18 protein-coding genes are annotated in these 21,874 nt (G+C 44.1%); 4 read left to right on the top strand and 14 right to left on the bottom strand.

Going from position 1 to position 21,874, the window contains the following annotated elements; translation table 11 throughout:
* Positions 1–547 precede the first annotated feature (547 nt).
* Positions 548–2,005 (bottom strand): alpha-L-fucosidase, encoded by a 1,458-nt coding sequence (locus ACR32F_RS14070; protein ID WP_440119287.1) that lies wholly within the window; start codon positions 2,003–2,005, stop codon positions 548–550.
* A gap of 122 nt (positions 2,006–2,127) precedes the next feature.
* Here ACR32F_RS14070 and ACR32F_RS14065 point away from each other — a divergent pair, with 122 nt between their 5' ends.
* Entirely contained in the window at positions 2,128–2,961 is an 834-nt protein-coding gene (locus ACR32F_RS14065; protein WP_440119286.1) for an AraC family transcriptional regulator, read from the top strand.
* A gap of 30 nt (positions 2,962–2,991) precedes the next feature.
* On the opposite strand, the gene ACR32F_RS14060 is transcribed toward ACR32F_RS14065, so the two are convergent.
* From ACR32F_RS14060 to ACR32F_RS14030, 7 genes are all read right to left on the bottom strand, one after another.
* Entirely contained in the window at positions 2,992–4,332 is a 1,341-nt protein-coding gene (locus tag ACR32F_RS14060; RefSeq protein ID WP_440119285.1) for a glycoside hydrolase family 30 protein, read from the bottom strand.
* A 23-nt stretch (positions 4,333–4,355) separates the two neighbouring features.
* On the bottom strand, positions 4,356–5,999 hold the full coding sequence (locus ACR32F_RS14055; RefSeq protein ID WP_440119284.1) for a sugar ABC transporter substrate-binding protein: 1,644 nt from the start codon (positions 5,997–5,999) through the stop codon (positions 4,356–4,358).
* Positions 6,000–6,069: 70 nt separating this feature from the next.
* The gene (locus ACR32F_RS14050; RefSeq protein ID WP_440119283.1) at positions 6,070–6,957 is read right to left on the bottom strand and encodes a carbohydrate ABC transporter permease; all 888 of its coding nucleotides are present in this window, start codon (positions 6,955–6,957) and stop codon (positions 6,070–6,072) included.
* Between the two features lie 15 nt (positions 6,958–6,972).
* Positions 6,973–7,962, bottom strand: a complete 990-nt coding sequence (locus tag ACR32F_RS14045) for an ABC transporter permease (protein ID WP_440119282.1) — start codon at positions 7,960–7,962, stop codon at positions 6,973–6,975.
* 114 nt (positions 7,963–8,076) lie between these two features.
* Positions 8,077–9,099 (bottom strand): LacI family DNA-binding transcriptional regulator, encoded by a 1,023-nt coding sequence (locus ACR32F_RS14040; RefSeq protein WP_440119280.1) that lies wholly within the window; start codon positions 9,097–9,099, stop codon positions 8,077–8,079.
* Between the two features lie 271 nt (positions 9,100–9,370).
* On the bottom strand, positions 9,371–9,664 hold the full coding sequence (locus ACR32F_RS14035; RefSeq protein ID WP_440119279.1) for a DUF3817 domain-containing protein: 294 nt from the start codon (positions 9,662–9,664) through the stop codon (positions 9,371–9,373).
* A gap of 173 nt (positions 9,665–9,837) precedes the next feature.
* Positions 9,838–10,806, bottom strand: a complete 969-nt coding sequence (locus ACR32F_RS14030) for a LacI family DNA-binding transcriptional regulator (RefSeq protein WP_440119278.1) — start codon at positions 10,804–10,806, stop codon at positions 9,838–9,840.
* 161 nt (positions 10,807–10,967) lie between these two features.
* Between ACR32F_RS14030 and ACR32F_RS14025 the strand changes: the two genes are divergently transcribed.
* Positions 10,968–12,401 carry a glycoside hydrolase family 1 protein gene (locus ACR32F_RS14025; protein WP_440119277.1) on the top strand — a complete coding sequence of 478 codons (1,434 nt, stop codon included), beginning with the start codon at positions 10,968–10,970 and terminating at the stop codon, positions 12,399–12,401.
* Between the two features lie 221 nt (positions 12,402–12,622).
* Here the strand turns inward: ACR32F_RS14025 and ACR32F_RS14020 are convergent, their stop codons facing one another.
* Positions 12,623–13,789 (bottom strand): MFS transporter, encoded by a 1,167-nt coding sequence (locus ACR32F_RS14020; RefSeq protein WP_440119276.1) that lies wholly within the window; start codon positions 13,787–13,789, stop codon positions 12,623–12,625.
* 108 nt (positions 13,790–13,897) lie between these two features.
* The gene (locus tag ACR32F_RS14015) at positions 13,898–14,650 is read right to left on the bottom strand and encodes a TrmB family transcriptional regulator (protein WP_440119275.1); all 753 of its coding nucleotides are present in this window, start codon (positions 14,648–14,650) and stop codon (positions 13,898–13,900) included.
* Positions 14,651–14,857: 207 nt separating this feature from the next.
* Here ACR32F_RS14015 and ACR32F_RS14010 point away from each other — a divergent pair, with 207 nt between their 5' ends.
* Positions 14,858–14,986, top strand: coding sequence for a DUF4023 family protein (locus tag ACR32F_RS14010; RefSeq protein WP_440119273.1), 129 nt, complete (start codon positions 14,858–14,860; stop codon positions 14,984–14,986).
* Between the two features lie 325 nt (positions 14,987–15,311).
* Positions 15,312–15,575 carry a hypothetical protein gene (locus ACR32F_RS14005; protein WP_440119271.1) on the top strand — a complete coding sequence of 88 codons (264 nt, stop codon included), beginning with the start codon at positions 15,312–15,314 and terminating at the stop codon, positions 15,573–15,575.
* A 78-nt stretch (positions 15,576–15,653) separates the two neighbouring features.
* On the opposite strand, the gene ACR32F_RS14000 is transcribed toward ACR32F_RS14005, so the two are convergent.
* From ACR32F_RS14000 to ACR32F_RS13985, 4 genes are all read right to left on the bottom strand, one after another.
* Complete coding sequence (locus ACR32F_RS14000) at positions 15,654–17,297, bottom strand: extracellular solute-binding protein (RefSeq protein WP_440119270.1); 1,644 nt, start codon at positions 17,295–17,297, stop codon at positions 15,654–15,656.
* A gap of 118 nt (positions 17,298–17,415) precedes the next feature.
* Positions 17,416–19,083 carry a response regulator transcription factor gene (locus ACR32F_RS13995; RefSeq protein ID WP_440119269.1) on the bottom strand — a complete coding sequence of 556 codons (1,668 nt, stop codon included), beginning with the start codon at positions 19,081–19,083 and terminating at the stop codon, positions 17,416–17,418.
* 4 nt (positions 19,084–19,087) lie between these two features.
* The gene (locus ACR32F_RS13990) at positions 19,088–20,836 is read right to left on the bottom strand and encodes a sensor histidine kinase (RefSeq protein WP_440119268.1); all 1,749 of its coding nucleotides are present in this window, start codon (positions 20,834–20,836) and stop codon (positions 19,088–19,090) included.
* An 81-nt stretch (positions 20,837–20,917) separates the two neighbouring features.
* Positions 20,918–21,808 carry a carbohydrate ABC transporter permease gene (locus tag ACR32F_RS13985; protein ID WP_440119267.1) on the bottom strand — a complete coding sequence of 297 codons (891 nt, stop codon included), beginning with the start codon at positions 21,806–21,808 and terminating at the stop codon, positions 20,918–20,920.
* Positions 21,809–21,874: the final 66 nt, after the last annotated feature.

The raw sequence follows: 21,874 nt of genomic DNA, 5'->3' as shown, positions 1-21,874 counted from the left end.
TTTCACATAAAGCCTCACCTCCTTTAACAGGTCTGGTTACGGGACAATATGAGTCGGTAGCAGATAGTATAGATCTTAGAAGTTTAAGAAGAGGAAAGATGTTGGTTCAGTCATGAAGAGTGAATGTCAATAAGCATTCATATAGGAGGGTGATCACGAGCGTTAGCAGAACGCTTGCTAAGGAGTAATGAATCTAAAGATTAGGAGTAGTTCGAGTGATGTAGAAACTCTTAAATTACACATAATATACAATTTGGAATTTAATTGGATTTTTATGATATAGTATAATGTCATCATATGAGATATACAAGCATTTTTATTGAAAAATTTAGAAATTAAGACTATATAATCCTTTTATGTGTCTGACGTCTCTTACAATATTGAATTATTCTTTCATATTTACGCATAATTAAAAGAATCAATTGGCTCCAACTGATTCTTTGTTACTATTATTAATTTCACAAGACTGCGTTAAGTCTCTGTCACTTCGCATAAAAAAAGACCAAAGCGATAATTCGCATTAGCCTCTATATTCTATCAGGTAAGATTAGTCCAACTCTATTTTAAAAACGACAGGTGATTTGCTTTGCACTTTCGTTGTGGTAATGGTCAGGGCCTCTTCTGTTCTTTCCCATTTCGGTGTATCTTCGAAACCCAAGACCTCGATGTCCTTAATGATGCCATGAAAATGATGAGACATCTCCTTCAGGGACTTCACATGCACAATACCATCCTCTGGATAAGCAAGAACCGTGACATAAAGGTAGCTTTCTTTTACCGTAAAACGGATATCTTCACTCGTAAATACCTTGGTCTCCCCATCCGTGAATTGCCCTTCCTTCACCTCTGTTGGACCTTCGCCAAACGTACGCCAGAATGACGTATCATAGATCGCTTCTCCGTTCACATCCAACCACTTGCCGATCGCCAGCAGAATGTCCCGATCTTCATCCGGTATGCTGCCATCTGCTCTGGGTCCAATGTTCAGAAGAAGACTGCCATTTTTGCTTACAATATCAACGAGATCTCTGATGATCTCATCGGCGGTTTTATAGTTGTTATTTTCCGTGTAGCACCATGAATTTTTAGCGACAGCCGTGTCCGTTTGCCAAAAATAGGGCTTGAGATCAGCGAACTGTCCCCGCTCTACATCTGGAACGGCACAGCCAAACATATAGGCCTCATGTTTATAATTGATGGCTACAGGCTTGCCCCATTCTTCACCTTTGTTATAATAATAGGCAGCGAATTTCTTAAGATAAGGTTTGAACGCAATCGTTTGAATCCACCAATCGAAATAGAAGACCTTCGGCTGATATTGATCCACCAGTTCACAGCAGCGAATCAGCCAATCTTCCAGATACTCCTCGGTTGGAGGTGAACCATACAGATCATGATGATCCGGTTCCGGCATGGCAGGCCAATAGAAATCCCCACGCTTGAGGGGTTCCTTGATATCTGAATCAAACTCCTTCCCGTGAGACATGAAGAACCAATGCTCTGCACGGTGGGACGATACACATAGGGTTAGCCCCTGCTTCTCATACGCAGCCTTCATCTCACCAAGAAGATCCCGTTTGGGGCCCATTATATATGTGTTATAGTGAGAGATAGAGCTCTTGTACATCTGAAAACCATCATGGTGCTCAGCCACAGGCATAACATACCTGGCTCCGGCCTGTTTGAATAACGTTGCCCATTCGTCTGCATCGAACTTCTCTGCACGAAACATCGGAATGAAGTCTTTATATCCAAACTCCTTATGGGGTCCATACACCTCAAGGTGATGTTCGTAAGCTTTGGTGCCTTGTATGTACATATTTCGCGAATACCATTCGCTATCATAGGCTGGTACAGAATATAGCCCCCAGTGGATGAATATGCCAAATTTCGCTTTTGGGTACCATTCGGGAACTTGAAAAGCGCTAAGCGAACTCCAGTTGTCCTTGAATTTACCGCTCTCAATCGTTGCTTCAATCTGTTGCAAATATTCGTTTTTGTCCATGAAATGTTCTCATCCCTTCTGTTATCGTCTGTAGTTGTATTGTAGTGCTACGGCCGAGGGATAGACATGCAGAACACTAACTTTTAGATGGACAATAATAACCTTGTATGGAGATGAAAAGTATGAATCACCAAACTTTGCTTACGAACTACCTGTCTAATCTCCAAGTCGAATTATTCATGGTCAATTACAATCGGTGCGACACCGATTGGCGGGATCTGGATTACACGCCCGATTACAGCAAGTTTTATTTCATATGCGAAGGTGAAGGTTGGCTCAAGATTGGGGATAAGGAGTATTACCCTGCGCCTAATCAGCTAATTTTAATGCCTGAGGGGATCAAACAGTCCTACTCTGCCATTAACGACCGTCCTTTTCTCAAATATTGGTGTCACTTTAGCGCGAAGGTTGGGGGAATCAATTTGTTCCAAATTCTGAAATTCCCACACATCTGTACGATAGATCAACCTGAGATGATACAAGGAATCTTCAGCAGCATCCTTACATATGCAAAATCCGATGAAGTCTATGCCGATATGATGGCCAAGAGCAAACTGACCGAGTTACTATCCCACTATCTAATGAATCTGGATCTGGATCAGATCTCTTTTATTAACGTGCCTGTCATGGAGAAACTGTCTGCCATTCTGGCTTATATTGATTCCAACATCGAAGAGAATATTTCGGTTCAGGACCTGGCCCAGATCGCCTACATGCATCCGAATTATTTCATTCGGTTCTTCAAACAGCAGATCGGTGTTCCTCCGATCCTCTATATTACTGGCAAAAAAATCGATAAAGCCAAGGAACTGCTGACCTGCACCCCGAACACGATAACCGCCATCGCCGAGCATCTCGGATTCAGTGATTTGTATTATTTCTCCAGACAGTTCAAAAAGCATACAGGACTTACTCCCACGGAGTACCGTAAACAAACGACGGTACTAACAACGTAAGACGTAAGCCCTGATGCTTGGATTTTCCACTTAAATCAAGATCGATACGACACTTTTAGCTTCCAGTTGAAAGCTTAACAGTTCTCCCTCACGCATCTTAATCTGCACATTTTCCGTATCTTCTCCATCATTGAAGAGCACTACCGCAACAGAACCATCGGTATTCTTAAAGGCAACGGAATACATGGATGCCTCACTACAGGACGATTCAATCCGAACAGCCTTTGGACGGATCAAAGCACTGAAATGAGCCAGAGCATAATAATCAAGTGTATATGTCAGTTCCTTCGTTTGCTGGTTGACCTGCACGATGCCGCGACACGTACTTTGTCCAAAGCCGGGAACCGTAGGTCCGTTGTTCTCATCAAGTGCCATATTCCAGAGTACAAACGACTTGCTGTAATGACGAAGGATCTGTATCCCCGTTCGCATCACATTGGAGAAGGCTTGCTCAAATGGCGGAATCCAATCCCCGCCTGAGCCTTCGGTAAAATGAACCTCTTTACCAGCAAAAGCTTCATACACCGCAGTTTGTGCCGAGGCTTCACCTCCGTACCAGTGCCAGGCAACGCCATCCACTACCTCACCCGCTTGTTCAAGCACGGTCATCGGATAATCCGGTCGATCCCAGTTGTGATCGTAACAGAGAATTTTGGTTTGAATATCGTTTCGTACAAAAGCAGGTTTGAGATGATTTTTAATGAATTCAGCTTGTGCTTCGGCTGGCATCAACATGCCTGGATAATGCCCTGGTTCATAGAGCGCCTCATTCTGAGGTGTAATTGCATGGATCGGTAATCCATGGGTTGCGTAAGCTTGGATATACTTCACAAAGTACTCGGCATAAGCGGGATACCATTCGTTCTTCAATTGTCCAGTAATCATCGAGCCGCTCGTCTTCATCCACCCTGGTGCACTCCAAGGTGAAGCAAACAACTTCAGTTCGGGATTCAATTCCAGCGCCTTTTGCGTTAAAGGAATAATGTCCTCATCATCATGTGCAATACTGAACTGGGTTAGTTTCGGATCACTCTCACCCTCAGGCAGATCGTTATAACTGTACACCGTTCTGGCATAGTCCGAAGCCCCCATCGGATTGCGGATGACCGACAACCCAATGCCTTCCTTCGGATGAAACAGCTTGGTCATCACTTCATCCCGCTGTTCTTCATTCAATATCTGGTTGATCAGGTATGCAGATGAATCGGTAAAAGAAGCCCCAAAACCATCGATCTCCTGATACGTTTGATGATCATTCAGATGGACCACTATCGGCTTTGTGCCAGAAACAATCGGTTTCAATTGTTCTTTGGAAACAGACACGAATAATTCATGTTTTCCGGTAGATTTATAGATCTTAACTTGAGTCATATGGCTTTCCTCCGAATCCCTTATTATTGAATACCTAATTTCTCTTTGTTCAGTTTCATCTTCTCACTCCGCACCTTCACGATCTCTTCCCAACGATTCTCACCCAAAAATGACTTATAAGCTGCAAGTGCATGATCAAAGGAAGCGTCATCCTTGGAACGTAACATACTCACCAATGTTGAATTCCATTTTGTGTTGATCGCAGACAGCGCACGGGCTTCCTGTGTCCCTTGATCCGGACTAATATTCTCCAGAATGAAATGCGATTTCAGCTTGCCTTTTCCCCACTCCTGCATTTGTTTGATGGCTTCCGGGAAGGCATCTGCACTGAGCGCCTTGTGACGGTCATGGCCAAAGAACATAAATTCGCCCATCCGGTAATCTTTTTTAAATTGATCCGCATTATGCAGCTGCATGTCTTTCACGGCAGGCAGCAACTCAATGGTACCGTCTGCTTTCGTTTGATAGGTCTCGCCTTCAATACCGTAGTTCATCAGGGTCTGACCTTCTTCACTCAGCAAGTACGTGAAAATCTGAATTGCCTTGGCCGGGTCTTTGCAGTCCTTGGAGATGAAGTTGATCATCCAGCCTGTAATACCGGACTGATTCAGGGTTGGCGCATTGCCCTTGGTACTCTGTGGCCCATCAATCGCAACATATTCTTTGCCTTCATTGGCGCTCAAATAAATTTGCAGATTTCCTCCCTGTTGAGGTGTGCCATCCAGCAGCATCGTTGCATATTTTCCAGATTTTACTTTCTCCTCAAAAGCAGTACCATCATCAGCAAAGCTGTCATCACTGATATTCCCGTCTCTGTACACCGTGTTTAGCGTCTTCAGCCAGGTGAGGTAATCTTCATCCAGATTACGATCATAGAATTCTCCATTCTCGTTCTCCAGCGGAACACCAATGAAGTCTTGTAACGTATCTCCGAGTGAGCCCGTTCCTTCACCTACGGCATTAAAGCCGAATGGAATTAGTGCCGGGAACTTCTCTTTGATCTGTTTCATGGCACTCTGGAATTCCTCTGGCGTTCCAATGATAGGACTCCCCAAAGCTTCGTACACATCCTTACGGATGATAAATGCCGTTTTGGCTGGAATGTTACCGCTATCATAATCAGCTTGCGTATTCGAATAGTTGGGGTATCCATAGGTTTTTCCATCCGCCAACTGGAACCAGTTCAAGGTATCGGCAGCAGCGACTTTGTTAAAGTAAGGATCATATTTCTCCGCCAGATCATTCAGCGGCATCGCCCAAGTTGCGGCTTTTTGCACGACAGGAGAGTTGGAGTCAAACACCGTGAGCATGTCAGGCATATCTCCACCAGCGAAAAATGTATTTAACTTGGTATCATCACCTGTAATGAATTTGATATTGATGTTCAGATCCTCTTTGATCTTTTTGGTGACAATATCCTTGCCAAAATCCGTGTTCCACCAGTCTGCATTGACATACCATGTCAGGTCTGTAGCCTCTTCCTTCTTATCTAGCTGCCAGGCTGGTTTGGACGGATCGATCGTATAACGGTCTTCAATGGAAACCCAATTCCCCTCTTTTGAGCCTCCAGAACCTCCGCTGCAACCTGTGATCATGAGCACGGCTGTCAGCAGAGCTGCACATAGCTTAACTCCCTTTTTGCCTGCTGCCTTGTTCATCTTTAACATCTTGTTTCCTCCTCGAATGGGATGTGGAATGCTGTGGTGATCTGGTTATGAACTTCACTTGTATCTGCCATTACTCTTTGACTGCTCCAAGCATCATCCCCGAGATAAAGTATCTTTGAAGGATGGGATAGATCAGTATGATCGGCAGTGTTGTAATCACAATGGTGGCTAGTTGCACGCCTTTGGTTGTCGTTTCGATGACAGCTGAGCCCCCGATATTTTGCATCGATTGCGTCTGGGACTGAACAATAATCTCATATAACATCATCTGAAGTGGATATAGAGACTGATCGGTAATGTACAGCTTGGTTGTCATAAAGTCGTTCCATTGCCCTACCCCATTGAACAACGCGATGGTTGCCATGGCTGGCATGGAGAGCGGGATGAAGATTTTCAGGAAAATATGCCAATCCCCTGCACCATCGATCTTGGCCGACTCCTCCAGAGAATCCGGTACATTTCGGAAGAAATTCATGAGAATGACAACATCATAAAAGCTGAATAGTGCCGGAATAATGTACACCCAGAAGCTGTTAAGCAGACCCAGTGATTTGATTAACAGATACGTCGGGATCATTCCGCCCGAGAAGAACATCGTGATGACACCCATTGCAACGTATAATTTACGGCCACGTATGTACTTTTTGCTCAGACCATAACCGACCATAGCACAGAAGAACACATGCGTAGCGACTCCGATGGTTGTTTTGGAAACAGATATAAAAAACGCCTGCCAAATGTTCGGATCGTTGAACACCGCTCTATAGTTCTCCAGCGAGAACTCTGGTGACCAGAAGATGAATCCACCTTCTGCCAGCGCCTTGCCTGAGCTAAAAGAAGAGATGATGACATTCCATAGTGGGACTACAATAATTATAGTACAGATGATCAGCAAAACCATATTTAAGGTATCAAAGATCCGACTATCGAGATCTTCTTTAGCCGCCTTTCCATTCACACGGGATGCCTCCTTCTACAACACAGATTGATTATCGTTTAATTTGCTCGTTATTTTGTTCGCAGTGACTAGCAGAATGACAGATATGATCGAGACTCCCAAACCCACCGCGGTAGCATAAGAAAAGTCACCCTGTGACATCCCCATTCGATAGACATACGAATTGATAACTTCTGCTTTGTCACGGTTCTGAGAATTCATCAAGACCAAGGTCTGATCCAGATTGGAGCCCAATAAACCGCTTACAGTAAGAATCAGATTAAGGCTAATAATGAATCTCATGTTAGGTATCGTGATATTCCAGATTTGTCGGAGACGGTTGGCTCCATCGATTTTGGCTGCTTCATAATACGTGGGATCGATCTTGGACATGATGGCCAAATATAGAATCGTGCCCCAGCCTGCCTCTTTCCAGATATCCGATAAGGTTGCAATCCACCAGTACTTGCCTGCATCCAGCAAAATATTTTGCGGCTGTGAGATCAGTCCCAAGCTGAGCAGTAATTGGTTGAACAGTCCCGTTGTTGAAAACCAGGTAATGAGCATGCCGCCCAGTACGATCCAAGACAAAAAGTGAGGCAGATATGAAACCGTTTGCACAAACTTTTTGAAGCGTCCGCTGTTTAATTCATATATCATGATTGCGAGGATAATAGGAATGACGAATCCAATTCCCAATTTCAAAAAGCTGATCCCCAGCGTGTTTACAACCGCATCCCAGAAGTATTTATCCGATAAAATGATTCTGAAATTGTCCAAACCTACCCATGGGGCCGTAGCCAGCGTATCAATGACCGTGTAATTTTTGAAGGCAATCGTCAACCCGTATATCGGGATGTAACAGAAAATAATCATAAAGATGATGCCGGGAATAATCATGGACTGAATTTCCCATTGTCTTCGATAATCCACGATGAACTCTTTCATCCGTTGTTTAATTGGCTTCTTTCCTCCGGGTTTAACAGGTTTCTGACCGGCTGACATCTCTGCGGCTAATTTGCTCACGTTCTTTTGCTCCCCTCCATCTTGATCATCTTATAAAAACGTTTTTATTTTCAAGCATAAAAACCCCCTTGACTCACTTTAAGATTAAAAAAAAGACCGGAGATCATCCATCCGTTATGTACGATAATTACTCCGGTCGATCTTCACATGACTTGAACCCCGAACGATAAGTTCGCCCGTCAGTTTCTGTGCAACGCCTTGTTCCTTGTTCTTGATCATGCCAACCAGATGATTGACCGCCAGGATGCCCTGCCGTGCAATCTGGTTCCTCACCGTACTTAACGGCGGGGAAAAATACTGGGCGATATCAATGTCGTCAAAGCCCACGACGCTTACATCTTGAGGAACTTCAAAACCAAGTGACTTCAGCGCATGAATGCAGCCAATTGCACTTAGATCATTCCCTGCCAGAAAAGCATCGGGCAGCTTGCCAGGATGAAGATGGAGGAACGATTTTACCGCACTGTAGGTACCCTCTTCCTCAAAATAACCCTGTATGATGTAATCTTCATCAATCGGAAGCTGACATTCACGTAAAGCTGCCAGATAACCATCTCTGCGCTGTACACTGTCAAACATCGTGTCCACACCCGAAATATAGGCAATGTTCTTGTGCCCCAGTCCAATCAAATACTTGGTTGCTTCGTAACCTGCCACATAGGAGTCAAAGATGACACTTCCCATCGTGTCGCTCTGATAGACCCGATCCAGAAAAACAGCCTTGATCTTGTCTTGCTCCATGGCGTCAATGTCCTGTTCATCGATTCGAAGCTCTTCGTAGATGATCACGCCATCCACACGCCGGCCCAGAATATTACTCATAATGACCTGTTTATCCTTGGTAACAAATACATTCAATCCGTAACCAAGACGATCACATTCGCGAGACATCGACTCCACAAGCTTATAGAAATATGGACCTGATACACTTGTGGTGAAAAAGCCCAGCATTTTGGTTTGCCCGGACTTCAACAGCTTGCCATTCAGGTTGGGCACGTAATTTAAACGCTCTGCCACCTTGAGTACATGCGATTTCGTCTCCGGGTTCAACACATTCACACCATTCAAGGCATTGGAAACGGTAGAAATGGATACGCCTGCTTCTCTTGCAACATCTTTAATCGTAATCTTAGCCATAATTGTTGGTCCTTTACTATAAAAACGTTTTTATATATTTTAAATTAGCATAAAACCGTTTTCATGGCAACACTTTTTAGAAATACATGCTATGAATCTGTTGCAACTGCTCTTCCAGTCGTTCAAAACGAACGAAACGATCCGCTCGAATGTACTCCTTCTGCTCAAGTAACATGATCATAGGGGATCATCCTTTTCCGTCCATTGGCGTCAGTCGACCCAGTCGGGTAACATCCTGATTGGGTCGACTGCTGCTATTTTATAACGCTACTTATTTCCAATCTCTCTTTCGGAGGTAGGATTCAAATACAAATGTTCCAAAGGGCAGTAAGCCCGCTACCAAGCCCATCAACCAGCGTGTAACTCTCCATTTCTTCACAACGGCAAGATGCACAAGTGCAATCAGATATAACGGAAATAGAATCCCGTGAATCATGCCCATAATGGTTACAGGGGAGGACATATCGGCAAAATATTTTAACGGCATGGCAATAAAAATCAACAGCAACAATGATACTCCTTCCCAAATACCTGCAATTCTGAATCGACCTGTCACTGTCTTCATAACGTCCAATCTCACCTTTCCAGTGGCTAGTTTGTGAAATATGTAACTTGTAACTCTTGTTCAGTATACCGCATGACTCCAGTTCAAATATGCTTCAAATTTGAATAATTATTGAATGGATGAATCAGCTGAAACAGCTTGCACTATCAAAAAACGTGACTGTCGCGGCTCAGTTAGGTGGTAGCACGCTCAATCAGTTGATATTCCAGTTGCCGAGGCTGTAGTTCCTGATGACCAAGCACTGCCCATAATCGATGAAAAGCCTGAGTAGCCTGTTCTGCAATTGGATTATGTATAGTAGTGATTCCAAGAACTCGGGACAACTCAATATCATCAAAGCCAACAATGGCGAGCTGCTCTGGAACCTGTATATTTTGTTTGCGTGCTTCACACAAAATTCCGATCGCGGCGTAATCATTCGAACATAACACTGCCTGTGGAAGTTCTGGCCCCTCTGCTATTCTCCGCATCGCTTCTTCTCCATCCGATGAAGTGAACACCGAATATTGATAGGCTTCATGCAACACAGGCAGACCCCTCGCCTCCATATACGACTCATAGGCTTTGCGTCGGCTCTGAGTATTCAGACTTTCTGTCCTGCCAAATACATTCGCAATTCGCGTGTATCCTCTCGTCACCAGATGCTCAAGAGCTAACTTGTAACCCTCTGCCTGATCCATGGCTACCGAAGGGATCTCATCATTACCCATCCGTTGCCATGAGACAATCGGTCCATACTCGCAATACGGCTTCAATTTCTGGGGATCATTTACACAGGCAATGATGACCAGTCCATCCACTCGTTTACTTCGTAAGTCTTCAAAAGCTTGCAACTCTATTTCTTTATCACCGCGCGAGGTATAAATAATCGTTTGAAAGCCAAAATCCATCGCCGTATCAATAAATTGATTCATAAACGTGAGAATAATCTCACTCGTGGTGGAAGTCACAATCCCAATCTGCTTGGTCTGCCCTGTCGATAAGGATACCGCATTCCGGTTCGGAATATAATTCAACTGTTTCATGATATTCGTTATGATTTGTCTTGCTTCGTTACTGACGTGCGGGGAGTGATTAATCACTCTGGATACGGTTGCTCTAGAATAACCCGACCGTTTCATAATCTCATCAAACTTGGACATTGTAACTCCTTTCTTACTGCCAAACTATGCTGCTTAACAGTATGCCTCATAAAAAGGTTAAAAGTAAAACTTGACGTGTAACCCGTTACAACGTTTAAGCTTTCTTTAGGCAGTCCTGCTGTTAATCTACCAACCAATTCATGACGAATGGAGCGATACACATGAGCAACTCTCAACATCAATCATTTAACTTCCCTCCGAATTTCCTGTGGGGTGGTGCCATTGCTGCCAACCAGGCAGAAGGCGCATATAATCAAGGTGGCAAAGGATGGTCCGTTCAAGACGTTACTCCCAAAGGCGGTTTTGGTGTTGTAACACCGGAACCAACTGAGGATAACATGAAGCTCGTAGGTATCGATTTCTATCATCGTTACAAGGAAGATGTGAAATTGTTTGCCGAGATGGGATTCAAGGTATTCCGTACTTCCATCGCATGGTCCCGCATCTTCCCTAAAGGCGATGAGCTAGAGCCAAATGAAGAAGGTCTCCAATTCTACGATGATCTGTTTGACGAATGTCACAAATATGGTATCGAACCACTGGTCACCCTTTCCCACTATGAGACACCTTTGCATTTATCCAAGGAATATGATGGCTGGGTCAATCGGAAGATGATTGGATTCTACGAGCGTTATGTCACAACCGTGTTCAAACGCTATCAAAATAAAGTGAAATACTGGCTTACTTTTAATGAAATCAATTCGATTCTCGAAGCACCCTTCATGAGCGGCGGTATCTACACTCCAAAGGATCAGCTAAGCAAGCAGGATCTTTATCAAGCCATCCACCATGAGCTGGTTGCCAGCGCCACAGCGGTGAAACGTTGTCACGAGATTATTCCAGGTGCTCAGATTGGCTGTATGATCCTAAGCATGCCGACCTACCCGCTAACGCCGAATCCGGATGATATCATTAAGGTCATGGAGTTTGAACATAGCAACTACTTCTTCGGTGATGTGCATGTGAGAGGTCGCTACCCTGGATACATGAAACGGTACTTCCGGGAAAAAGGAATTGAAATTCACATGGAAGCCGGAGATGAGGATATCCTTCTTCATACCGTTGACTTTATCTCTTTCAGCTATTACATGAGCATCTGCCAAACTGCTGATCCAGAGAAACAAATTGCCGGTGAAGGCAATCTGTTAGGCGGTGTACCTAACCCTTACCTGCCTGCAAGTGAATGGGGATGGCAGATCGATCCGCAAGGATTGCGTTATGTTCTAAACATGTTCTATGACCGTTACCAGAAACCACTATTTATTGTGGAAAATGGACTTGGAGCAGTGGACGAGCTGATTACCGGACCTGATGGTGAAAAAACGGTTGAAGATGATTACCGCATTCAGTATCTGAATGATCATCTCATTCAAGTCGGGGAAGCCATCGAGGATGGCGTTGAAGTTATGGGCTTTACCTCATGGGGTTGTATCGACGTTGTCAGCGCCGGAACAGCTCAGTTGAAAAAACGTTATGGCTACATCTATGTCGACCGTCATGACGATGGTTCAGGAACATTAGAGCGTTATCGCAAAAAGTCTTTCCACTGGTACAAAGACGTTATCGACACGAACGGGAAAAGCCTGAAACGTTAAGGATGATTAATCGCATGTAACAGGTGCATTCCTGATCTCCCCCAGACAGATCACATGTAATAGCATCCGTCATGCGATGCTTGCCTTGTATCTGCTGGGGGATTTTATCTGGAATAATTACAATATAGTTAGTCTTTAGTTCCTTTTATACTTCGTCTTGTCTTGCAGGCCTAATTGTGATTTCTCTTTTTCAGTCATCATTCCGTAACACTCCCCATCTTCTATCCAGAAATATGTTGAACAGCTTTTTCCTTAATACTAATCGCGTAAATGGCTGATACCAAGCCCAGAAGAATGAGAACAGAACCTACCCATCCCGTATTTAGAATGGATGAATGATCGATCACCATCCCCCCAATATAGGTACCCAGAGCAATACCCGCGTGAGCAATGCCGGAATTGGTGCTAATTAACGTTTCAGCTGTTTCTGGAGAAGTTTTAATAATTAAGCTGTTCTGCACTGGGGTAACTGTCCAGCTTAGAGCACTCCAAATGCTTAACAACAGCAAAAAGGCAATCAAGGGCAATTCAACGCTGAATGGAATAATGGCCATGCTCACCATAAAGGGAATCAACACAATGATGATTGCTTTTGCTGGATGCAAACGATCGGACAACATGCCTCCTATTCCTCCACCTGCCACAGCAGCGATGCCAAACATCATATAAATAAAGGTGACCATCGTTGAACTGGCTCCCAGTGTTTGTTGGAGAAATGGTGTGAAATACGCATATAACGTCAAGTGACCCGCCAGTACAAGCAAAGTGGTAGCATGGATCGCTAACATTTTTGGATTCCACAGAGCCACAAGTTGTTTCTTCAATGACACGGCGGGAATCGGTTTCACACGATCCATTGCCATGCCAATGGCAACCATCACAACCGCAGTCAGTATCGCGATGAGAATAAACACTTCACGCCATCCGGCCAAGTTACCTACGAAGATTCCGAGAGGTACACCCAGGATTAGTGATGCACTGCCTCCCATCGTAATTATTCCCACAGCACGTCCTTTATACTGCGGCTCCACGATTCTTGCAGCAAGTGTCAGAGACAGCACAAAAATAAGTGATCCCGTCGCAGCACCCAAAGCTCTACCTGCCATCAACATGTAGAAATGGGTACTAAATGCAGAGACCAGATTGCTGATCAGGAAAACAAATAATGTACACATATATACCTTTTTACGCTCAAATCGAGCTGTCATATTTAACAGAATAGGCGCGGATATAGCGTAGACAAGCGAAAAGATAGAGATCAAATACCCGGCTTTCGCCAAGGTCAGATTAAGGTCTGTGGCAATCAGATCCAGAATTCCGCCTAAAATCAGTTCAACGGTTCCGACCACAAATGCCGCAATGGCAAGAACGTATACTTTTTTATTCATTTCAAATCCTCCTCAAAAGTTACAACTACGATAGTAACTTATAAAAGAAGAGATTTCAATAAGAGAATAGATTCCAATAAAAAAAACTATTCTCCAAAAGAATAGCTTTTAGTAGATTAATCTGGAGAGCAAACGTGCGATTTCTTCATCTTGTAACAGCTGGTCCCCATATTTTTTGGTAATTTGAGTAAGAGCGACATCATGATAGAAATAATCCGTCATGGCTTTAACAATGGGTTTGGACATGGTCTTGATTGCTCTCCATGAATGATGCTCCACGCCGGCAAACAACAGATAGGCATGATCCACAATGAGCAACTGGGACGGCTCAAGTTCTTCGAGTATGGGAAATAACGAATACGTATGGATTAAGGTCGTTTGTAGGCCTCCCACAGCAAGCACTTCAACATACACGCCTTGTTTCTCCTTTTGCTCCAGGAGTTCACGGTATTTCTCCATCTTCTCATTCCAGGCTAAAAAAAGAATCGATGAATCAGCCTCTTCGATGAGCTGTTCTATATTGGACGCAATTGAGGACTCATCTTTAAGCGTCCAGATATGTTCATCCGTAAACGTACGTTTGATTTTATATGTCTTTAATTCTTCAATGTCCTTCTCAAAATCCGCTTTAATTTTATGAATAATGGACTGCAAGTCAACTGCCATATATAATTTTTTTTTGCCATGCATCGTCGTTAACACAGTTCCCTTGTCGATCAGCCGATTAAGCACTTCATAAATCTTGGCTTTGGGTACATTGGAGTGATTGACAATCGAGGTGGCATCGAGCGGTTCATCCTGTGCAAATATGGCCTCGTATACCTGGCTTTCATATTGTGTAAAACCGAATTTTTGCAACATGGTTTGATTCGGGCCCCTTCTTGTTTTGTATCGTTCTATACAGTTTAGACGCCTTAACTTCCCATGTCCAGTTTATCCCACCAGAGCCAGGTCAATGTCGTAGCGGAAAATTAGGATTGGGAATTATGTCTCCTCATATAATGGCCATCTGATGGTTATATTAAGTTTCAGGTTACACATTTTGAATTGGAAGGAGCTGTATCACACATGGAAAGCACCCACGATTATGTGAAAAAGATTAACGAAAATGCCGAAAAAGCACGTCACAACAAAAATAACGGCAAGGGAACACCAGCGGATAAATTACCATCGAAGCAACATGCCACGAACAAATAAGCAGACTTACGGATGCCCTTAGGATTGCAGAGCAATTCTTCATCTCTTTATTGGTTTACGCCTAGATCCATGACGGTTTATTCGAAAAGGATCTCTGGTTAGAGATCCTTTTCAAAATAACAAATCATTTCCCCTACATAAAACGTAGACCCACGTGAGTTTTGATAGTGATTAACCTCCGAACGAATCCATAATTATGCCATGCGTGTTAATCACACGAGAAAGTTGATCATTGATCCATTAATTACACATAACGTCTTTTATCTAGCACCTTCTACATCTCCTTTTCATTTACTATAAAGAATCTAATAGAAAAGAGATGATAATGATGGCTGCTGTAAAAGCTGTGCCGCAACCGGATCTGGTATTAATCTATTGGTCCAGAAATCCACTCGTACCTGGTTCTGCACGTAGAATCCAAAGTGTGCGTGTGATCGGAAACACATCTCCCTGTACCTTCACACTGGTACCTGGTGCATTGCTGATCAATGCCTTAAATTGCCTGCTGGATAATGATATTGGCTTTAAAGTGGTATACCGTAACAAAACAACACCTATTAGTGGCGTTTTGTTATTAAAACGCAAGTAAGGAAACCAAAACAAACGGTGCCCTTTCCATTTCGGAGAGCATCGTTTTTTTGGTTCTGTTTATACCATTCTCACTATTTTATTTATTCGCATTAATGACTTCATTCACTTCCTGAGTGATTTGATCTCCGCCAAGTTTTTTCCAATTTGCCACAAAGTTATCAAATTGATCAATAGACAGATTGCCATAGATGATTTTCAGAAACGTCTCAGCGCGCAGTTTATCCAGTGTTGCCTGCTTGGTGTTCATCGTTCTCGTTGGTGCATAGATAAATTCATCCATGACAATCAGGTCGTTATCCCGATAATATTTAATGACACCTTGCGAGCTTTCCGGACCAAAAATACGCTCCATATGCCATTTATCAAGATTCCCATTACGGTAATCCATAATATCATCGTAGAACAGCTTCGCTTCAAGTCCTAATCCGGAAGTATCTCCCGTTTTGAGCGCCTGCTCGACCTCATCCTGTGCTTTTACGTTTTTGTTGGCAGGCAGATTGGATACCGTTGCATTAAGAAACCCAAGTCCGGTCAACCCGTTCAAATACGCAGCACGATCTTTCTTGGCAGACTCACCGAACATTTTCTCGGTTTGAAAATTCAACAACTTAATCAATGCCTCCGGGTGCTCATACCCTTTACGTACAGCGAATATGCCGGCCAAGCTAAGGTGATTCTGTGTTTTGGCCGGCTGATCATCAATCGACTGAACAGGATAAGGCATCCAGTCTACGTTCTTATCCTTCTTGATCATGCTGCTAACCTGGAACGGAGCCCATTGTGGTAAGAAAAAGATGCCTGATTTACCCGCGTTGACATCCTCCATCATTTTCGCAAAATCTTTTACGCCAAATTCAGGATCAATAACGCCCTTCTGATACAGATTTTGCAGTTCGCGAAGTCCTTCCTTCACTTCAGGCTGAACCGTACCATTCACAACCTGACCCGAAGCATCCTTGATCCAGGTTTCAAGATAACCATGATAACCCAGCAGGAAAGCATTAATCGGCAAATCCTTGTGTAAGGCAATACCATACGTGTCATCTTTCCCATTACCGTCTGGATCTTCAAACGTAAAAGCTTCAGCTATCTTAATGAGGTCCTGCATGGACTTTGGTGCTTCCAGTCCCACGTTCTTCAGCCAGTCCTGACGAATCCAGATCATATCTGAAGAATCAAGTGAGCCTGGAAAACTGACCATAGCATATATTTTACCGTCCTTGGTTACCGGCTTTAAACCTGCGCCATCCTCAGCAGACATAAATTCCTTAACCAGATCGGATGCGTACTTATCGTATACCTCGGTCAGATCTTCCAGCATCCCCGCTTCATACAGCTGCTCAAACTGTACAGCACTCACTTTCAGAACATCTGGTAAATCGCCACTAGCCAGGGTGACATTCATCTTGTCATTGTAATTGGCATCCGGGACAATCCACTCATAGGTAACATCAATACCTAATTCTTCCTTGTAACCCTTGGTCCAAACGTTCTTGGCATGTGTATCCCCTTGAGCCAATGATTCATTGCTCGTTTCATTCATAGTTGAGGTCAGCTTGATGGGTGGATCATATTTTGTAAGTGGCCCTCCGGCATCCTGCTGTGTATTCGTGTTGGTTTCTTCCTGTGCACTACCCTCACCCGATGAACAGGCAGCAAGTGTTGTGGCCAGAACCATGGTTAACGTTAAGAATGAGAATTTCTTTAATGACATGTTCATGCGAATCCCCCTTTTGTTCCTCCCGTGAGGTATGATTTTATTGTAATGAGAAAGCGCTATCAATACGAGTGTATCCCGTTGACATCTGGTATCTTTGATTTACCAATTGAGACTTAATCTAACTTTTTTGATCCCGATACTCTTGGGGGGTGCAGCCTGTGGCTTTTTTGAAAAAACGATAAAAATAATGCTGATCACTAAATCCGACCTTGGCGGATATTTCATGCATTTTACAGGTAGAGCCGAGAAGCAGCTCCTTGCTTCGCTCCACTCTTCGGTCATGGATATAGTCTGATATGCCTTTGCCTGTAATGCGTTTATACCAGCGGGACAGATACGAAGGATTGAGAGAAACTTCCTGTGCGATCCGAGTTAGTGAGAGGTCATCTTCCAGATGATGTTTAATGTAATGATGAATCGTGATCAGAATCTGCGATTGGTCATTCATGCGGGTATCACTTCTTTTGGAGATCATCCATTCATAGGCAGACTGATAAAAGATAACTAGATCGGTCCAGGGTGTATGGATATCAAAATACAGCATGCGGGATAGCGAGATTTCTTCCATCGCCGATTCGTACAATCCCAATTCGTGTAGTACTTCAATCAGTCCATTCGCTGCTCCGGTATAAATTTTCATTCGGAAGAACGGATCCTGAAGCCCCTCCTTCGAAACCTCTGTCCATTTGTGAAACGACTCGATCCACTCCCTGTCACCGGCTGCTATCCGCTGCTTGATCTGATCCAGATGAAGACCAGCAACGCCCTGCTGATTCAAGATGCTCGGTGTGTGAGGCATGTCCTCTTGCACATTCACACGAAGGAGCTTTTCCATCCCAAGCCCTGGACTTTCATGAATGGACAGACGCAACTGTGCGATGGCCTGATGAAGCACCATCCATTCCACTGCCTGCTCACTGACCATAATGGATACAGACAGATTCAAGCAGTCCGCACAGGATTGCTGCACAGACTCCAAGGTGCCATAGACAAAACGAAGGGTCTGTGTCCAGCTGTCTTGTTCGCCGCCACGCATATTCGGTGAGTTTGGATACTCCTCTTGAGGTTGTATGAAGCAAGCAATCACCTGATAATCCAGATCGATTGCCTTAACCTTGGCTTTATCCTGGAGTAACTCCTCCGCAACATTGGCAACGGCATAGCGAATCAAGCTCCGATCAGCCTGAGATTGATAGTTATTCCACTCCTCTACCCGGATGATCACCGGGATAACAGGCTTATTGGAATGGAACGGAAGCTGGACCGCATCCAGTTCCTCCTGAAGCGATACGATATCCTGTCTTTCCGTTCGCTTCATCATATCCAGCAGCAACTGTCTCTGTAGCTGGGGCAGTGCTCTGGGCAACTTGCTGCGAAACCAGGCATGCTGGTAGCGAAAATCATTTTCTTCCGCGATTTGTTGTAAAGCCCGCTCTACCGCAGCTCGGATATGACTCATGCCCTCTGTCTTTAACAGGTAATCCACAACACAAGGGTTGCGTATCGCTTGGTGGGCATAATCAAATTCGTTATGACCTGTCAGCAAAAGGATCTTGCATCGTGGCCAACGATCCATAATCTTCTCGATCAGTTCCATGCCATCCATGCCAGGCATACAGATGTCGCTGAGTACGATATCAATTTTGACGGAGTTCAACCACTCTATTGCTTCAAAGGCAGAGTAAGCCTTGATGATCTCCATATCCTGAAAATTCGCTTTTCGAAAGAAAGCATACAGTCCGTCCAGAATAACCGGTTCATCATCTACAATAAGCATCCGCTGCATAACACTACTCCTGTCTCCATGGAATTTTCATAATGATGCATAACCCGCCCAGTTCACTGCGCCGCGCAGAGAGACCATAATCAATCCCAAACTTGATTCGCAATCGTTGATTCACGTTAACAAGTCCCGTTATTTCTTCATTCTCATGTCTCCGATCCGTCTTGTGGAAGGAAAATTGCAGTTGATCCAACATGTCCTCGGTTAACTGATCCCCATCATCCTCAATTCGAATGGAAAGACTATCGTGCTCCACTTGATATGATAATTTTAGAACCCCTCCCTGACTGCGTTTGGCAAGTGCATGCTCAAAGACATTTTCCACAATCGGCTGCAGAATGACTCTGGGAACAGTAATCGCTCTATACTCCCTATTCATATCCTCCAGTTGTAACTGAACCCGTGATCCAAATCGGATTTTCTGAATGGAGACATAGACCAACGCATGATCCACCTCTTCACCGAGTGAAACTTCGGTATGGGAATCCCGTGACATGTACCTGAAATATCGACCCAGATAATCGGTGAATTCCTGGATTAACTCTATATTCTCCACCTCCGCCATTTGCTTGATACTGAACAGACTGTTATATAGAAAATGAGGTTGAATCTGGGATTGCAGATGTTTCAGTTCCGCCTCGCTTGTTCGAATTCGGGCAACATAATTTTCATCAATGAGGATATGTAAGCGCTCTATCATATGATTAAACCGAGAGTATAAATATCCGAATTCATCTCGCCTGGATTGGGGAATATGAATGCTTGTCTGACCCTGCTCTGCCATTCTGAATCCCCGAATGAGTACAGATAATGGCTTGTGAATCGATCTGTAGATCGAAAAGGAGAAGATCATAATAATAACAATGGACATCAGGGTCAACATCCACAACCATAACTTATACTGTTCCAGTGGTGCTTGGAGCACATCAGTAGGAATACTGGCTGTCAGCGTGAAGGAGTGGTCCGAATCATACAATGAATAATACAAAAAGGGATCGGATTGAAATCTCGTCACTTGCATAGGCACCTCTGATTTTGGTAAATTTGTTTGCAATTGTAGCGCAGGTGCGGGTTGATCTGAAGATGAGATCACGACATGATGCTGTTCGCCGAAGCTCAGCGTAATATCACTTTCTCCCGTTTCCGAGAGCTGCTGTAATCTGTGCTTCAACTCTTCAGCAGATAAACGTATGCCTAATATAAAATTGGGCGGTTCCTCATGATTCATATTATAAGGATTACTTTTCAGAAAATAGATATCGTTCACCGCGTATGACAACTCGCCATTCAGATTTCCCATCGTGCCCAGCAGGTTCTTCCACTCTGCATCTTCTACATCGCGAATCCCGTCCACCACACTGACCCGTTTATGCAGAGCAGGTACATAATATACAACATCACTGATGTAAGGGCTTGTTACCATAATCTGACCCAGCTTTTTGTGTATGTTGTTGAGACTCAAAATCACCTCGTACCTGTTCATGATCGCAGCTCTTGTACTTAACGTGGACATGGTTTCATCGAATGAAAATTCGGTAACAAGCCCACTCATTCGCTCCAGTTCGAATTGCAGATGATTGTGGTAGAAATACAGTTTCGATTCATGCGCCTTCTCCACTTCGGTCTGCATTTGCTTCGAGCTGTATTGCGTGATCATAATACTGATCCCATACAGAGGCAGTATGACCAGTACAAAAGCAATCATCAGTTTGACAACAATGGATGCATTTTTCCAAGTACGTCCAACGAATCTCATTATTCCATCAGCTCCTCTCCTCAACGGCAAAAAGGAGCCCGAAATCGGCTCCTCCAATCGGTTTTCCATCTATCGATGATCTTATCCCTTTACACTTCCAACAACAAGTCCATGGACGAAATACCTTTGCAGGAACGGATACACAAGCAGAATCGGAATGACGGATAAAAAGATCTGTGACGCCTGGGTCGTTCTGTCCGACACCTGACTTAACCGTGTTGCATCTTCCAGCGTCATCATCTCACTCTGAATCATCGTCATTTGCTGCAGCATGGATTGCAGATACGTTGCAAGCGGGTAACCTTCAGGACTCTTCATGTAGATCATGCCATCAAACCAGGCATTCCAGTGCCCTACCATGGCAAACAGCGTAATGGTTGCGATACTTGGAAGTGAGATGGGCAGGTAAATGCTCCATAAGGTGCGAAAGTGCCCTGCCCCATCCATCCATGAGGCTTCTTCCAGCTCCTTCGGCAGGCCGCGGAAGAAATTAAGCATGAGCAGCACATTAAAGATCGGAACGGCTCCCGGCAATATCAGAGCCCAGATTGAATCCAAAAGCCCTGCTTCCTTGACAACCAGATAACCCGGGATCAGTCCGCCACTGAAAAGCATAGTGAACACAAAAATCCAGGCATAGAAGGTTCTTGAGCGAAATTTGTTTGCCTCTTTGGAGAGAGGGTAGGCCACAAGAATCGTGAAGATCAGATTGGTGGAGACCCCGAGTACAACACGAAGAAGACTTGTGCCAAATGAATTCAGAAACTGTTGATTTTCCAACATGTACTTATAGGAGGATAAGGTAAAATCCACGGGCCAGAATGTAACACTCCCCGCCTTGACTGCATCACTTGAACTAAACGAGATTGCCAATATATTTACAATTGGAAACAGGCATAACAAGGCAAGAATGGTCAGAATGATATAGTTAAATCCTAGAAACCAGCGATAGGCTCTTGATGCATGGTGCATGATCTTGCCTCCTTTTTAGAGGTTGTTCAAAAAGTCCGCTTTTGATTACGAATCATGCCTAGCAGC

The sequence above is a fragment of the Paenibacillus hebaui genome, from assembly GCF_051934385.1.
Taxonomy (GTDB): Bacteria; Bacillota; Bacilli; order Paenibacillales; family Paenibacillaceae; genus Paenibacillus.
The sequence above is the reverse complement of the archived record's forward strand: the minus strand, read 5'-3'. Positions and strand labels throughout refer to the sequence as shown.

Bases quoted from the DNA above. Each gene is read 5' to 3' on its own strand.
- ACR32F_RS14060 (WP_440119285.1), bottom strand. From the start codon at position 4,332: ATGACTCAAGTTAAGATCTATAAATCTACCGGAAAACATGAATTATTC.
- ACR32F_RS14025 (WP_440119277.1), top strand. From the start codon at position 10,968: ATGAGCAACTCTCAACATCAATCATTTAACTTCCCTCCGAATTTCCTG.
- ACR32F_RS14035 (WP_440119279.1), bottom strand. From the start codon at position 9,664: ATGAAGACAGTGACAGGTCGATTCAGAATTGCAGGTATTTGGGAAGGA.
- ACR32F_RS13995 (WP_440119269.1), bottom strand. From the start codon at position 19,083: ATGCAGCGGATGCTTATTGTAGATGATGAACCGGTTATTCTGGACGGA.
- ACR32F_RS14070 (WP_440119287.1), bottom strand. From the start codon at position 2,005: ATGGACAAAAACGAATATTTGCAACAGATTGAAGCAACGATTGAGAGC.
- ACR32F_RS13985 (WP_440119267.1), bottom strand. From the start codon at position 21,808: ATGCACCATGCATCAAGAGCCTATCGCTGGTTTCTAGGATTTAACTAT.
- ACR32F_RS14005 (WP_440119271.1), top strand. From the start codon at position 15,312: ATGATGGCTGCTGTAAAAGCTGTGCCGCAACCGGATCTGGTATTAATC.
- ACR32F_RS14055 (WP_440119284.1), bottom strand. From the start codon at position 5,999: ATGTTAAAGATGAACAAGGCAGCAGGCAAAAAGGGAGTTAAGCTATGT.
- ACR32F_RS14020 (WP_440119276.1), bottom strand. From the start codon at position 13,789: ATGAATAAAAAAGTATACGTTCTTGCCATTGCGGCATTTGTGGTCGGA.
- ACR32F_RS14000 (WP_440119270.1), bottom strand. From the start codon at position 17,297: ATGAACATGTCATTAAAGAAATTCTCATTCTTAACGTTAACCATGGTT.
- ACR32F_RS14030 (WP_440119278.1), bottom strand. From the start codon at position 10,806: ATGTCCAAGTTTGATGAGATTATGAAACGGTCGGGTTATTCTAGAGCA.
- ACR32F_RS14040 (WP_440119280.1), bottom strand. From the start codon at position 9,099: ATGGCTAAGATTACGATTAAAGATGTTGCAAGAGAAGCAGGCGTATCC.
- ACR32F_RS14010 (WP_440119273.1), top strand. From the start codon at position 14,858: ATGGAAAGCACCCACGATTATGTGAAAAAGATTAACGAAAATGCCGAA.
- ACR32F_RS14065 (WP_440119286.1), top strand. From the start codon at position 2,128: ATGAATCACCAAACTTTGCTTACGAACTACCTGTCTAATCTCCAAGTC.
- ACR32F_RS13990 (WP_440119268.1), bottom strand. From the start codon at position 20,836: ATGAGATTCGTTGGACGTACTTGGAAAAATGCATCCATTGTTGTCAAA.
- ACR32F_RS14015 (WP_440119275.1), bottom strand. From the start codon at position 14,650: ATGTTGCAAAAATTCGGTTTTACACAATATGAAAGCCAGGTATACGAG.